Origin of the sequence: Sulfitobacter geojensis (genome assembly GCF_000622325.1) — a bacterium.
Taxonomy (GTDB): Bacteria; Pseudomonadota; Alphaproteobacteria; order Rhodobacterales; family Rhodobacteraceae; genus Sulfitobacter; species Sulfitobacter geojensis.
This window is the reverse complement of record NZ_JASE01000005.1, coordinates 287,284-299,240: the sequence shown is the minus strand read 5'-3', so window position 1 is coordinate 299,240 and position 11,957 is coordinate 287,284. Positions and strand designations below refer to the sequence as shown.

Sequence of the window (11,957 nt, the reverse complement as noted above, 5' to 3'; positions counted from 1 at the left end):
TTTTACATAACCTTTTGTTATTAAATAACAATTAGGTGTTCATCGAGTCAAAGAAGTCGGAATTCGTCTTGGTCTGCTTCAGCTTACCGATCAGGAATTCAATCGCGTCGGTGGTACCCATCGGGTTGAGAATCCGGCGCAGAACAAATGTCTTTTGCAGATCAACCTTATCCACCAACAGATCTTCCTTACGGGTACCGGATTTCAGGATATCCATCGCCGGGAAGACGCGCTTGTCTGCAATCTTGCGATCCAGCACAATTTCAGAGTTACCCGTGCCTTTGAATTCCTCAAAGATCACCTCGTCCATCCGCGATCCCGTATCGATCAGCGCTGTCGCAATGATCGTCAATGAACCGCCCTCTTCGATGTTACGCGCAGCGCCGAAGAAACGTTTGGGGCGTTGCAGCGCGTTTGCGTCCACACCGCCGGTCAGAACCTTGCCGGATGACGGAACGACAGTGTTAAACGCCCGACCCAGACGCGTAATGGAATCGAGCAGGATCACGACGTCACGTTTATGTTCAACGAGACGTTTGGCTTTTTCGATAACCATTTCAGACACTGCCACGTGGCGGGTCGCCGGTTCGTCAAAGGTCGACGAAACAACCTCGCCCTTAACCGAACGCTGCATGTCGGTGACTTCCTCGGGACGTTCATCGATCAAAAGGACGATCAGATAGCATTCTGGATGATTCTTTTCGATCGAGTTCGCAATATTCTGCAGCAGAACGGTTTTACCAGTGCGTGGCGGGGCAACGATCAAACAGCGCTGTCCCTTACCGATGGGCGACACCAGATCAATGATCCGCGAAGACCGGTCTTTGATCGTCGGGTCCTCGACTTCCATCGTCAACCGCTCGTCAGGATACAGCGGTGTCAGGTTTTCAAAGGCAACCTTGTGACGCGCCTTCTCAGGCTCCTCAAAGTTGATCTTGGTGACCTCTGTCAGGGCAAAGTAGCGTTCGGTATCGTCAGGGGCCTTGATCAGCCCCTCAATGGTATCACCAGTGCGCAAGGAATGCTGCCGGATCATGTCAGGGGAAACATAGATGTCATCAGGGCCCGGCAGATAGTTCGCTTCGGGCGAACGCAGAAAACCGAAACCGTCCTGCAAGACTTCAAGAACACCGTCGCCGGAGATTTCCCAACCTTCATCCGCCCGCTCGCGCAGGATCTGGAACATCATCTCGCCTTTGCGCATCGTGGAAGCGTTTTCGATCTCCAGTTCCTCGGCCATTGCCAGCAGGTTCTTGGGAGTTTGCGCCTTAAGATCAGCGAGGTTCAGCGTATCGGTTGTCATGAAGAAATCCTGTTCAGCCACGCGAAAACCGTCGGCTGGTCGTAATGTGGAATATAGCAGCTAAGACCGGTCCCCGAACGGGGTGGTCCGCAGGATATAAGCGGCAGACCGTTGCGAGTCAATCAATCAGAATTTTACCACAACCGAGAAGACGATGATGATCATCAAAACTGTCGGCACTTCGTTCATCATCCGGTAATGACGCCCGGTCACTGTGTTCTCCCCGCGTTGAAATGCCTTCATGCGGATGATCAGCCATGTATGAAACCCTGTCATCGCAATGACGCTTGCGGCTTTCGTCCAGGGCCAGACCGCTGACCAGTCAACAATGCCCGGTGTAAAGACCAGAAGTAAACCAAAGATCCACGTCGCATGCATTGCTGGCCGCATGATGACACGTGCCAGTTTGAATTCCATCATCGCAAAAATATCATGGGTCGGGCCGGTTAACCCGCCTTGTTCCGTGTGATGCACAAACAGACGCGGCAGGTAGAACAGCGCGGCCATCCACGAAATCACCGATATGATATGCAGGGCTTTGACCCATGGGTAAGCAAGCGCAAGGATGTCTGACATATCTTACTCCGTTCTCTGATCCTTCTTATAATAATAAAGAAGATAAGAAAGATGATGATGTAAGTAGGGAAGCGATTTTCTGTGGATTAATGATTTGTCCCAAGGTTTATCTTGTTACTTGGATTTCATCCAAGCCCTGTGGGTAAACTCGTGTAAATATGTAAAATATCATTATATATCTGATGTTTAGTCAGGTATTTCTGGAAAAAATTTGTGTGTAAAATCAGGATAACCGAGCGTGAAACCGATTCCTCCACGTGTGAAGGTTGTTCTTTTCCTCAGGTGTACGAAACAGGCGGCGGCACGGACAAATCGCCGAAACCCGCGGACTTGTTTCGTCTTCGTAAATTCTGCACTAAAACTCCTTAAGAAGCTCTTAACATCGTCCACAAGGTTATCCACATGCCGCAGCCTCTTATCCTCGCATCAGGTTCTGCCATCAGGACAGAACTATTGTCGCAAGCCTGCGTAGCGCACAGTGTTCAGGTACCGCGGATTGATGAAGAGACGATAAAACAAACCCTGTTGGCTGAAAATGCGCCGCCAAGGGATATTGCCGATACGCTTGCTGAAATGAAAGCGCGCAAGATCAGCGAAAAGAACCCCGGCGCCCTGGTCTTAGGCTGCGATCAGGTGCTTGATCACAAGGGCGCGCTTTTGTCGAAAGCAAACAGTCCTGAAGAGGCATTGGCGCAATTGCAATCCTTGCGCGGCGATCGCCATAGTTTGCTTAGTGCCGCGGTCATCTATGAGGACGGTCAACCGATATGGCGCCATGTTGGTCAGGTCCGTCTGCGTATGCGCGATGCATCTGACGCCTATCTTACTGATTATATTGCCCGAAATTGGGACAGCATTCGCCATGCCGTCGGGTGCTACAAACTGGAGGAAGAAGGCGTACGCCTGTTTTCAAACGTCGAAGGGGATTACTTTAACGTTCTTGGTATGCCACTTCTTGAACTGCTCAACTATCTGACACTACGCGGGGACCTCGCCACATGAATATGCCCAACATTCCCTTGGCCGGGGTCATTGGATCACCCATTGCCCAATCCAAATCCCCGCAGGTACATCGGCACTGGCTCAAGACCTATGGCATTGCCGGTCACTATATCCCGATGGACGTCAGCACGGACAACCTTGAAGAAGTTGTGCGTGCCCTGCCAAAAATGGGCTTTGTCGGTGCCAACGTCACGTTGCCACATAAGGAAAAGATCATGTCGATTGCGGATCTGGTAACGGACCGGGCAATCCTGATCGGTGCGGCAAATACGTTGATTTTCCGCAAAGATGGCAAGATTCACGCGGATAACACCGATGGCTACGGCTTCCTTGAAAACCTTAAGATTGGCGCGCCTAACTGGTCGCCGAAATCCGGTCCTGCCGCCGTGCTCGGTGCCGGTGGCGCCGCGCGTGCTGTGATCGCCTCGCTTCTGGATGCTGGCGTTCCCGAGATCCTTTTGTCCAACCGCACGCGGGTACGGGCGGAAAAGCTGAAGGCGGATTTCGGTAACCGGTTGCGGATTTTCGATTGGGTGCAGGCTGGTAATATGATGGAACACGCAGCTTTGGTCGTGAATACAACGTCGCTGGGGATGATCGGCAAAGGCGAGATGCGCGTGCCGCTCGACGGGTTGAACGCGGCGACGGTTGTGACCGATCTGGTCTATGCGCCCCTTAAAACGAACTTACTTGAAACAGCCGATCAGGTGGGGTGCGTCACGGTGGACGGCTTGGGCATGTTGCTGCATCAGGCGGTGCCGGCCTTTGAGCGTTGGTTTGGCACACGCCCGGAAGTGGACCGCGCAACCCGTGCGGCGGCGCTGCGCTGATGTTCTTATTGGGGCTGACAGGTTCAATTGGCATGGGCAAATCGACCACTGCGAAACTTTTCGTCGACGAAGGCTGTGCGCTTTGGGATGCGGATGCTGCCGTACACCGCTTGTATGGTGCAGGCGGTGCTGCGGTTCCTTTGATAGGCGCAAGCTTTCCTACGGCCATCGAAGAAAACGCAGTGTCGCGGGAACGTTTGAAACAGATTATTCTGGACGACCCGACAGCGTTGAAACAGATCGAGGGAATTGTGCATCCTCTTGTGGGGAAGGATCGCGCCAGCTTTATCGCGCAGGCGAAAGAAGACATTATCGTTCTGGATATCCCGTTAATCTACGAAACCGGCGGTGAAGGTAAAGTTGACGCCGTTGCCTGTGTGATCATCGATCCCGAAACGCAAAAACAACGGGTGATGGCGCGCGGTACAATGACGCCCGAACAATTCGAGGTGATCCGCACCAAACAGCTGCCCGCTGACGAAAAAGCAGCACGCGCCGACTATGTGATCAAGACAGATACGATTGAAAACGCCCGCCGTCAGGTGCAAGAGGTGGTCAAAGACATCAGGGAAAAGCTACGCCATGCGTGAGATCGTACTCGACACAGAAACCACAGGATTTGACCCCGAATCCGGTGATCGCATTGTTGAAATTGGTGCGGTTGAACTGATCGGCCATGTGGCGACCGGCGAAACCTATCACCAATATATCAACCCGGAACGCGGCATGCCGCAGGAAGCTTTCGAAGTGCACGGGTTGGGGGATGATTTTCTGCGCGACAAGCCAAAGTTCGCCCAGATTGGTCAGGCTTTTCTTGATTTTATCGGCACGTCAAAACTGATCATTCATAACGCCGCGTTCGATATCAAATTCCTGAACGCAGAACTGAAATGGATGGGCCTTCCACAAATCCCGTGGGAACAGGCGCTTGATACATTGGCCATTGCGCGCAAACGGTTTCCCGGATCGCCTGCCTCTCTGGATGCCCTTTGCCGCCGGTTCAACATCGACAATACGTCCCGTACATTGCACGGCGCTTTGCTGGACAGTGAAATTCTGGCCGAAGTCTATCTTGAACTGATCGGTGGCCGGCAACCCGATTTTGCCCTGTCATCGCAGCCGGAAACCGGTACCGGAAATGTCGCGCCACAATGGACACCAAAACCACGGCCAACGCCCCTGCCCTCGCGGCTTACTGAAAAAGAAAACGCCGCCCATGCCGAGTTTGTCAGCAAGTTGGGCGGCGATGCGATGTGGTCTAAGATTTAGGCGTCGGCGGGGGGTGGTGTGCCTTCGGCGGCCTGACGGCGCGCGATTTCGTTGCGGTACAGCGAAACGAAATCAATGTTTTCAAGGTTGAGAGGCGGGAAACCACCGTCACGGGTCACATCACTGACGATCCGGCGCAGGAACGGGAAAATCATCCGCGGGCATTCGATCAACAGAAACGGGTGGATTTGGTCGTCTGGAATGTTTTCGATGTGGAAAATACCGACGTAATCAACTTCCAGCAGGAACAGCGTTGTGTCGCCAGCCGTGTCCTTGGACGTTACATTCAGCTTGATGGCACTTTCGTACTGGTTTTCTACGGTGCGCTTTTTCGCATCCAGCTTGACCTCGACCTGAACGTCGGGCTGCACATCGGCACCGCCACCTTTCTGCGCCATGATGTTTTCAAACGACATATCGCGGATGTACTGGCCCAAAACGCGCATCTGCGCTGGTGCTGCTTCTTCTTCGGCCATGAGGCTTTCCTTTTGTAAAAATATTTGACGCGGGCTTAGCAGAAGGCGCGGCAGCCCTCAATGGTTTGTCCCGCTTCAGTGTTTTGTCCAACCTGACGGGCCGCTGTCACTCGGTGCGCCCTCGACGATTTCGTGGTAATCGGCGTCAATCACGTCGCTTTGGCGGTTGGTGTGCGAAGGCCCCTGGCTTCTTCCCTGCCCCGGCGTTCCGAAAGACTGCACATTCACCCGCGCCCTTAGGGCCTTATATGCGGCCTGCCGGATTGACGGCACCAGAAAGGCAAACCCTACCGCATCGGTAAAAAACCCCGGTGTCAGCAATAATGCGCCTGCAAACAGGATCATCGCGCCGTGGACCAGTGGTTCGGTCGGATCGCGCAGATCAGAAAACGATGTGCGCAACTGCCCCAACGCCATGGCGCCCTGTGTACGCACCAGCCAAGTCCCCAAAACCGCCGTTACCAGCACAATGGCAAGCGTCGGAAACAGTCCGATCAGACCCCCGACTTGAATAAAAAGCCCGATCTCGATGAGCGGAACAGCGATAAATGCGATCAATAGCCACATGAGGTGTTTGTCCTTTTACTTGGGGCAGAGTGGACTCACCCTACCCAAGCACCTACATAAGACCAAAGCGCGCATATTTCCATGTTTCACACCGTGAGGTTTCGATGAATTCACCTTTGATACAGCTTCTGGTCCTTGCCGGTATCGCAGTATTCCTGATCCTGCGGCTCAAAAATGTGCTGGGTACACGCGAGGGGTTTGAAAAGCCTCCGGTGACCGATCAGGCACCGCGGTCCCGCAAAAACAGTCCTGCCTTTGAAGTGATCGAAGGGGGTCCAGATCTGGACATCACCGATCACGTGCCTGAAGGCAGCGATGCCGCCAAGGCACTTGCGAAAATGAAGCGGCTTGAGCCGTCTTTTGGCGTCGACGATTTTCTAGGCGGTGCGCGGCAGGCCTATGAAATGATTGTGATGGGATACGAACGTGGCGATCTGGCCGACATCCAGCCGTTCCTGTCGGAAGAAATCTACGAAAGCTTTGTTGACGGCGTTGCTGCCCGCGAAGATCAGGGGCTGACCATCGAAGCAGAGTTCAATGGTGTGCGCGAGACAGAGTTGATGGACGCGACACTTGACGACACCACCAACGAGGCCGAATTGACGATCCGTTTCGTCGGTGAATTGACATCGGCAGTGCGCGATGCCGGTGGCGATATCGTTGAGGGCAGTTTGACAGAGGTGAAGCGCCAAAAGGATGTTTGGGTCTTCTCCCGTATCATGGGGTCGGATGATCCAAATTGGCAGCTGGTTTCTACAGACGGATAAGCCGTGCATTTGCGGCATCAGTTTGGGCCGGAGTTCTTATGATGACTCCGGCACATGCTACTGATGTCAGCTATGATGTACTAAGCTTTGATCAGCTGGACGGCTGGGCCGCGGATGATCATGCTGCGGCTCTTAAGGTGTTTCTAAACACCTGTCGCGACATGAAAGATCCTGATTGGCGGGCGCTGTGCAAATACGCGGCCCAAGGCCCAGAACCGCGCCAGTTCTTTGAATTGTTTTTTCGCCCTGTGGTGATTGATGACGGGCAGGACGCGATGTTCACCGGCTATTTCGAACCCGAACTTGAGGGCGATAAATTCCGTTCGGGACGCTATCGTTATCCGGTCTATGCAATCCCGCCCGACCATTTGCGCACTCTCAGCCGTCGCGAATTGCTTGACGGGGGCGCATTGTCGGGGCGTGGCCTTGAAATTGCTTGGGTTGATGATCCGGTTGAGCTGTTTTTCCTGCAAATTCAAGGGTCCGGCCGGATCAAATTGCCGGATGGTTCCTATATTCGGGTGGGATATCGGGGATCAAATGGACATGAATATCGCTCCATTGGTGTCGAACTGGTGCGGCGAGGGATCTATCAGCCCCATCAGGTCAGCGCCGAAGTGATCAAGAATTGGGTCCGCCGCAATCCGGTTGAAGGGCGCGATTTGCTGTTTCACAACCCGTCCTATGTGTTTTTTCGCGAGGTCAGCAAAGTGCCCGCAGATCAGGGGCCATTGGGGGCTATGAACCGGTCGGTGACCGCCATGCGCAGCATCGCTGTTGATCCGTCATTTGTGAAACTCGGATCGCCGGTTTGGGTTGAGAAAGATGGCAAAAAGCCATTGCGCCGCTTGATGATGGCACAGGACACAGGGTCCGCAATCAAAGGGGCGCAGCGGGCCGATGTGTTTTTTGGCACCGGCGACCGGGCCGGCAAAGAGGCAGGCAAGCTGCGCGATCCCGGCCGCATGGTTGTGTTGATGCCGATCCAGCGCGCCTATGCCCTGCTGCCCGAAAGCGCGATTTGATGCGGCATCGCAAGCACGGGCATTTAAACGACGACGATCTGGCGCTTTGGCGCAAGGTGACCGAACGCACCGAAAAGCTGGATTTGAAATCGCTGTTTGTGGCCGAGATCGACGCGCCACAACCGCCTCCGACGGTGTTGCGCAAATCGAAATCAGTTGTATTGGGCAAACCTACTGGCAAAACGCGAAAATCGACGCACGATCTGGCGCCGTCCCTGCCCGATCAAATGCGACATGTGCCGGTCCAGATGGACCAAAAGGCGTTTGGCAAACTCAAACGCGGCAAATTGAAACCTGAAGGGCGTCTTGATCTGCATGGCATGACACTGGACCGCGCCCATCCAGCCCTAAGCCGGTTCATCCTGTCCTCGCATAAGGCTGGCAAGCGGTTGGTTCTGGTGATCACCGGCAAGGGCAAACAACGTGACGAAGGCGGGCCAATCCCCGTGCGCCACGGCGTCTTGCGCCATCAGGTGCCGCAATGGCTGGGCATGGCGCCATTGAAATCTGTAGTTTTGCAGGTCAGTCAGGCCCACATCAGCCACGGTGGGGGTGGGGCGTATTACGTTTATCTGCGCCGCCAGCGTTAGCGTCCAAGTGTCGATTGATAACGTTTGATGCCATAAGCGGCGAGGCCAGCAGCGATCACGTAGTAGATAGAAATCGGCAACATCTGGTTGGGAAAATCAATCCCTAGGTCAATTAACGCTCCAGTTACCCCGGGCCCAATCGCAGAACCGAACACCATCAATGCAGCGGCAACAGACTTGATCGCGCCGATGTGGCGCGTGCCGTAATACTCGGCCCAAAAGGTCGACGTTGCTGTGCCTTGCAACCCCTGCCCCATACCAAAGATGACCAGCCCAAGTCCGGCCATAAAAATCGTATCGGCAAACGCCAGTACCGCAAAACTAAGCGCAAAGGGCAGCATCTGGAACGGCACGATGCGGCTAACCCCGTAGCGGTCAATCGCCCAGCCTGACGCAAAGGTCGTGGCGATTGTCGACACCGTATAAACCGGCATCAAGGCCACATAGGCGACCAGTTCCCACCCTTTAACCTGCGCCAGATGCACCTGCTGAAAGAAAAGCGCAGTTCCCCAAGCCGCAGGGCCGACAATCAGCGGGATCATCAGGACAAACAGCCCCGAGCGCAGCATTTCCGCCCTGCTCCAGTGACGCCCGTACATTCCTGCAATCTGGGTTTCCTGCGCCATGGATTGTGGGGTGCGTTCCTGACGCAGCAACATCACCAGAAGGGGGATCGTCAGCACAACGATTGCGGCGGCCAAAAGCCAAAGCGCGCGCCAAGAGGTGACGGCAAACAGCGCGACAAAAACAATCGGTAGAATGGCCTGCCCCGCCGCGAAACCGGTCGAGGACAGCGAAAGCGCCTTGCCGCGATTGGCCTCGAACCAGCGCACCATAGCGACAGCGCCTAGTTGCGACATCATCCCCTGCCCCGACAGACGCAGCGCGAAAATAACCACGATCAACAGCACCCAGGACGTGTTCAGCGCCATAGCAACACAGGCTGCTGCAAGCGAGAGCATCACGCCAATCGCGAGCGCACGTACGCGAAACTTGTCCGTCAATACACCGGCCCAGATCATCGCAACCGCCGACATGGTCGTGCCGATGGTATAGATGCCGCCCCATTGTCCGTCACTCAGGCCAAAATCGGTTTTGATCTCACCCGCGAACAGCGAAATGAAATAGGTTTGTCCATAAGACGACGTGAATGTCAGCAGAAAGCCAGCCAGCAAAAACAGCCAGTTCGTACGAAGAAATGAAAAGTAGCCCATCCTGTCTTGGTCTCAGGATGGGCCGGGAATGAAAAGCCCTAAAGCACGTAGCGGCTGAGGTCAGCGGATTTGCTGAGCGCACCAAGGTTCTGATCCACGAAGGCTGCGTTGACCTCGATCACATCGCCTGACCGGTCCGGGGCGCTGAACGACAGTTCTTCAAACACACGCTCCATCACGGTGTAAAGCCGGCGTGCACCAATGTTTTCGACCGATTGGTTCACGTCCGCCGCGATTTTGGCCAACGCGGCAATGCCGTCATCGGTGAAGTTGACGGTGACCTCTTCGGTACCCATCAGCGCAGTATATTGCAGCGTCAGCGCATTGTCGGTTTCCGTCAGAATACGCACAAAATCCTCTTCGGTCAGCGCGCGCAATTCTACTCGAATGGGCAGACGTCCCTGCAATTCGGGCAACAAATCGGACGGTTTTGCAATGTGGAATGCGCCTGACGCGATGAACAGCACATGATCCGTCTTTACCGGCCCGTGTTTGGTGCTGACGGTTGTCCCCTCGATCAGCGGCAGCAAATCGCGCTGCACACCTTCGCGGCTGACATCGCCGCCACGGGCGTCGGAGCGCGCGCAGACCTTGTCGATTTCGTCAAGAAACACGATCCCGTTCTGCTCTACCGCTTCGATGGCTGCCTTGGTCACGGTTTCATCATCAAGCAGCTTGTCCGCTTCTTCACCGATCAGGATTTCATAGCTTTCAGCGACCGACAGGCGTTTCTTTGTGGTGCGTCCGCCCATGGCCTTGCCAAACAGATCGCCAAGATTCATCATCCCCGCGCCCATGCCCGGCTGCCCCGGTATATCCATCATGGGAAAGGGGCTGGCGGTTTCGGCGACCTCCAGTTCGATCATCGTATCGTCCAGCAATCCGTCTTTCAGCTTTTTGCGGAACATATCGCGTGTGCCATCGCGCGCTTCCGCACCTGCAATCGCATCAATCACGCGTTCCTCTGCGGCCTTATGGGCCTTGACCTTCACATCTTCGCGCATGTGTTCGCGGGTCATTGCAATGGCGTTGTCGACCAGATCGCGAATGATTTGCTCCACATCCCGCCCGACATAGCCGACTTCGGTAAATTTCGTCGCCTCAACCTTAAGAAACGGCGCGCGGGCGAGTTTAGCCAAGCGCCGGCTGATTTCGGTTTTGCCAACACCGGTGGGCCCGATCATCAGGATGTTCTTTGGATAGACCTCGTCGCGCAGATCGTCGGACAGTTGTTTGCGCCGCCAGCGGTTGCGCAGCGCAACGGCAACAGCGCGCTTGGCATCGTTTTGCCCGATGATGAACCGGTCCAGTTCCGAAACGATTTCGCGGGGTGTCAGATCAGTCATTTGGAAATTTTCTCCACGGTCAGATTTCCGTTGGTGTAGACGCAAATGTCGGATGCAATAGCCATTGCGTCACGTGCGACTGTTTCGGCGTTGCGGTCGCTGTCCATCATGCCACGTGCCGCCGCCAGCGCATAGTTTCCGCCGGACCCGATGGCCGCGACGTTATGTTCCGGTTCCAGAACATCGCCGGCGCCGGTGATGATCAACAACTCCGTCCCGTCGGTGACAATCAACATTGCCTCCAGCTTTTGCAGGTATTTGTCGGTGCGCCAGTCCTTTGCCAGCTCGACACTTGCACGAGCGAGCTGCCCGGGTGTCGCCTCCAGCTTGGCCTCAAGCCGTTCCAGCAAGGTAAAGGCATCCGCAGTCGATCCGGCAAACCCCGCGACCACATCGAAACCGCCCGGCGACAGCCGCCGTACCTTGCGTGCAGTGCCCTTGATCACGGTTTGACCAAGGCTGACCTGACCGTCGCCGGCAATCACCACCTCACCGTCTTTCTTTACACCGATGATCGTGGTGCCGTGCCAGCCGGGGAATTCGTCTCGTGTCATGCGGGGCTCCTTTTGTTGGTTTGTTATATGGCGTTCGGGGCTCAAACGCACAAGGGCGCCCCTATGTGGGACGCCCTTGTTGTCTTGAAATCAGGTAGAAGGCTTAGATGGACTCTTCGATCCAGCTTTGCAGCGCTGCCTTTGGTTTGGCGCCGGCCATGTTTGAAACGACTTCACCGTTCTTGAAGATGAACAGCGCCGGAATGCCGCGCACACCCATCTGGGCGGGGGAATTCGGGTTCTCGTCCACGTTCACTTTGACGATCTTGACCTTGCCGTCCATCTCGGCGGACAGCTCCTCAAGGGACGGCCCGATCTGTTTACACGGGCCGCACCATTCTGCCCAAAAATCCACCACAACGGGGATGTCGGAATTCTTTACTTCGGTGTCGAATGTGTCGTCTGTAACTGCGAGCGTGGCCATGAGGCTCTCCTGCT

15 protein-coding genes are annotated in these 11,957 nt (G+C 55.1%); 7 read left to right on the top strand and 8 right to left on the bottom strand.

What is annotated here, in order from left to right; genetic code table 11:
* Positions 1-31 precede the first annotated feature (31 nt).
* Both rho and Z947_RS0103485 read right to left on the bottom strand, forming a co-directional pair.
* On the bottom strand, positions 32-1,303 hold the full coding sequence (gene rho, locus Z947_RS0103490) for a transcription termination factor Rho (protein ID WP_025042926.1): 1,272 nt from the start codon (positions 1,301-1,303) through the stop codon (positions 32-34).
* Between the two features lie 126 nt (positions 1,304-1,429).
* Positions 1,430-1,879: a CopD family protein gene (locus Z947_RS0103485; protein ID WP_025042925.1), complete on the bottom strand. Its 450-nt coding sequence runs from the start codon at positions 1,877-1,879 to the stop codon at positions 1,430-1,432.
* A 402-nt stretch (positions 1,880-2,281) separates the two neighbouring features.
* Here Z947_RS0103485 and Z947_RS0103480 point away from each other — a divergent pair, with 402 nt between their 5' ends.
* From Z947_RS0103480 to dnaQ, 4 genes are read left to right on the top strand one after another with little or no spacing between them, the layout of a single operon-like run.
* Positions 2,282-2,881, top strand: a complete 600-nt coding sequence (locus Z947_RS0103480) for a Maf family protein (protein ID WP_025042924.1) — start codon at positions 2,282-2,284, stop codon at positions 2,879-2,881.
* Positions 2,878-3,711, top strand: coding sequence for a shikimate dehydrogenase (locus Z947_RS0103475; protein ID WP_025042923.1), 834 nt, complete (start codon positions 2,878-2,880; stop codon positions 3,709-3,711). Before Z947_RS0103480 ends, Z947_RS0103475 begins: the two co-directional genes overlap by 4 nt.
* The gene (gene coaE / locus Z947_RS0103470; RefSeq protein WP_037938662.1) at positions 3,711-4,301 is read left to right on the top strand and encodes a dephospho-CoA kinase; all 591 of its coding nucleotides are present in this window, start codon (positions 3,711-3,713) and stop codon (positions 4,299-4,301) included. The genes Z947_RS0103475 and coaE overlap by 1 nt, the downstream gene beginning before the upstream one ends.
* Positions 4,294-4,980, top strand: a complete 687-nt coding sequence (dnaQ, locus tag Z947_RS0103465; protein ID WP_025042921.1) for a DNA polymerase III subunit epsilon — start codon at positions 4,294-4,296, stop codon at positions 4,978-4,980. Before coaE ends, dnaQ begins: the two co-directional genes overlap by 8 nt.
* Here dnaQ and secB read toward each other — a convergent pair.
* Both secB and Z947_RS0103455 read right to left on the bottom strand, forming a co-directional pair.
* Positions 4,977-5,456 carry a protein-export chaperone SecB gene (gene secB / locus Z947_RS0103460; RefSeq protein WP_025042920.1) on the bottom strand — a complete coding sequence of 160 codons (480 nt, stop codon included), beginning with the start codon at positions 5,454-5,456 and terminating at the stop codon, positions 4,977-4,979. The two genes, dnaQ and secB, sit on opposite strands and share 4 nt — an antisense overlap.
* Positions 5,457-5,531: 75 nt before the next feature.
* A complete protein-coding gene (locus tag Z947_RS0103455) occupies positions 5,532-6,023 on the bottom strand; it encodes an FxsA family protein (RefSeq protein WP_025042919.1) in 492 nt (163 codons plus the stop codon).
* Positions 6,024-6,127: 104 nt separating this feature from the next.
* Between Z947_RS0103455 and Z947_RS0103450 the strand changes: the two genes are divergently transcribed.
* The 3 genes from Z947_RS0103450 to Z947_RS0103440 are packed head-to-tail and all read left to right on the top strand — an operon-like array spanning position 6,128 to position 8,405.
* On the top strand, positions 6,128-6,790 hold the full coding sequence (locus Z947_RS0103450; RefSeq protein ID WP_025042918.1) for a Tim44/TimA family putative adaptor protein: 663 nt from the start codon (positions 6,128-6,130) through the stop codon (positions 6,788-6,790).
* 38 nt (positions 6,791-6,828) lie between these two features.
* The gene (gene mltA, locus Z947_RS0103445) at positions 6,829-7,815 is read left to right on the top strand and encodes a murein transglycosylase A (protein ID WP_025042917.1); all 987 of its coding nucleotides are present in this window, start codon (positions 6,829-6,831) and stop codon (positions 7,813-7,815) included.
* Positions 7,815-8,405, top strand: a complete 591-nt coding sequence (locus Z947_RS0103440) for a Smr/MutS family protein (RefSeq protein ID WP_025042916.1) — start codon at positions 7,815-7,817, stop codon at positions 8,403-8,405. Before mltA ends, Z947_RS0103440 begins: the two co-directional genes overlap by 1 nt.
* Here the strand turns inward: Z947_RS0103440 and Z947_RS0103435 are convergent.
* The 4 genes from Z947_RS0103435 to trxA form a co-directional block, all read right to left on the bottom strand.
* Positions 8,402-9,619 (bottom strand): MFS transporter, encoded by a 1,218-nt coding sequence (locus tag Z947_RS0103435; RefSeq protein ID WP_025042915.1) that lies wholly within the window; start codon positions 9,617-9,619, stop codon positions 8,402-8,404. The genes Z947_RS0103440 and Z947_RS0103435 overlap by 4 nt on opposite strands.
* Before the next feature lie 38 nt (positions 9,620-9,657).
* Positions 9,658-10,965 carry an ATP-dependent protease ATPase subunit HslU gene (hslU, locus tag Z947_RS0103430; RefSeq protein ID WP_025042914.1) on the bottom strand — a complete coding sequence of 436 codons (1,308 nt, stop codon included), beginning with the start codon at positions 10,963-10,965 and terminating at the stop codon, positions 9,658-9,660.
* Positions 10,962-11,519 (bottom strand): ATP-dependent protease subunit HslV, encoded by a 558-nt coding sequence (hslV, locus tag Z947_RS0103425; protein WP_025042913.1) that lies wholly within the window; start codon positions 11,517-11,519, stop codon positions 10,962-10,964. Before hslV ends, hslU begins: the two co-directional genes overlap by 4 nt.
* 103 nt (positions 11,520-11,622) lie before the next feature.
* Positions 11,623-11,943, bottom strand: a complete 321-nt coding sequence (trxA, locus tag Z947_RS0103420; RefSeq protein WP_025042912.1) for a thioredoxin — start codon at positions 11,941-11,943, stop codon at positions 11,623-11,625.
* Between the last annotated feature and the right edge of the window lie 14 nt (positions 11,944-11,957).

Excerpts from the sequence above, each read along its gene's own strand:
- rho (WP_025042926.1), bottom strand. The coding sequence starts at position 1,303 with ATGACAACCGATACGCTGAACCTCGCTGATCTTAAGGCGCAAACTCCC.
- Z947_RS0103485 (WP_025042925.1), bottom strand. The coding sequence starts at position 1,879 with ATGTCAGACATCCTTGCGCTTGCTTACCCATGGGTCAAAGCCCTGCAT.
- Z947_RS0103480 (WP_025042924.1), top strand. The coding sequence starts at position 2,282 with ATGCCGCAGCCTCTTATCCTCGCATCAGGTTCTGCCATCAGGACAGAA.
- Z947_RS0103475 (WP_025042923.1), top strand. The coding sequence starts at position 2,878 with ATGAATATGCCCAACATTCCCTTGGCCGGGGTCATTGGATCACCCATT.
- coaE (WP_037938662.1), top strand. The coding sequence starts at position 3,711 with ATGTTCTTATTGGGGCTGACAGGTTCAATTGGCATGGGCAAATCGACC.
- dnaQ (WP_025042921.1), top strand. The coding sequence starts at position 4,294 with ATGCGTGAGATCGTACTCGACACAGAAACCACAGGATTTGACCCCGAA.
- secB (WP_025042920.1), bottom strand. The coding sequence starts at position 5,456 with ATGGCCGAAGAAGAAGCAGCACCAGCGCAGATGCGCGTTTTGGGCCAG.
- Z947_RS0103455 (WP_025042919.1), bottom strand. The coding sequence starts at position 6,023 with ATGTGGCTATTGATCGCATTTATCGCTGTTCCGCTCATCGAGATCGGG.
- Z947_RS0103450 (WP_025042918.1), top strand. The coding sequence starts at position 6,128 with ATGAATTCACCTTTGATACAGCTTCTGGTCCTTGCCGGTATCGCAGTA.
- mltA (WP_025042917.1), top strand. The coding sequence starts at position 6,829 with ATGATGACTCCGGCACATGCTACTGATGTCAGCTATGATGTACTAAGC.
- Z947_RS0103440 (WP_025042916.1), top strand. The coding sequence starts at position 7,815 with ATGCGGCATCGCAAGCACGGGCATTTAAACGACGACGATCTGGCGCTT.
- Z947_RS0103435 (WP_025042915.1), bottom strand. The coding sequence starts at position 9,619 with ATGGGCTACTTTTCATTTCTTCGTACGAACTGGCTGTTTTTGCTGGCT.
- hslU (WP_025042914.1), bottom strand. The coding sequence starts at position 10,965 with ATGACTGATCTGACACCCCGCGAAATCGTTTCGGAACTGGACCGGTTC.
- hslV (WP_025042913.1), bottom strand. The coding sequence starts at position 11,519 with ATGACACGAGACGAATTCCCCGGCTGGCACGGCACCACGATCATCGGT.
- trxA (WP_025042912.1), bottom strand. The coding sequence starts at position 11,943 with ATGGCCACGCTCGCAGTTACAGACGACACATTCGACACCGAAGTAAAG.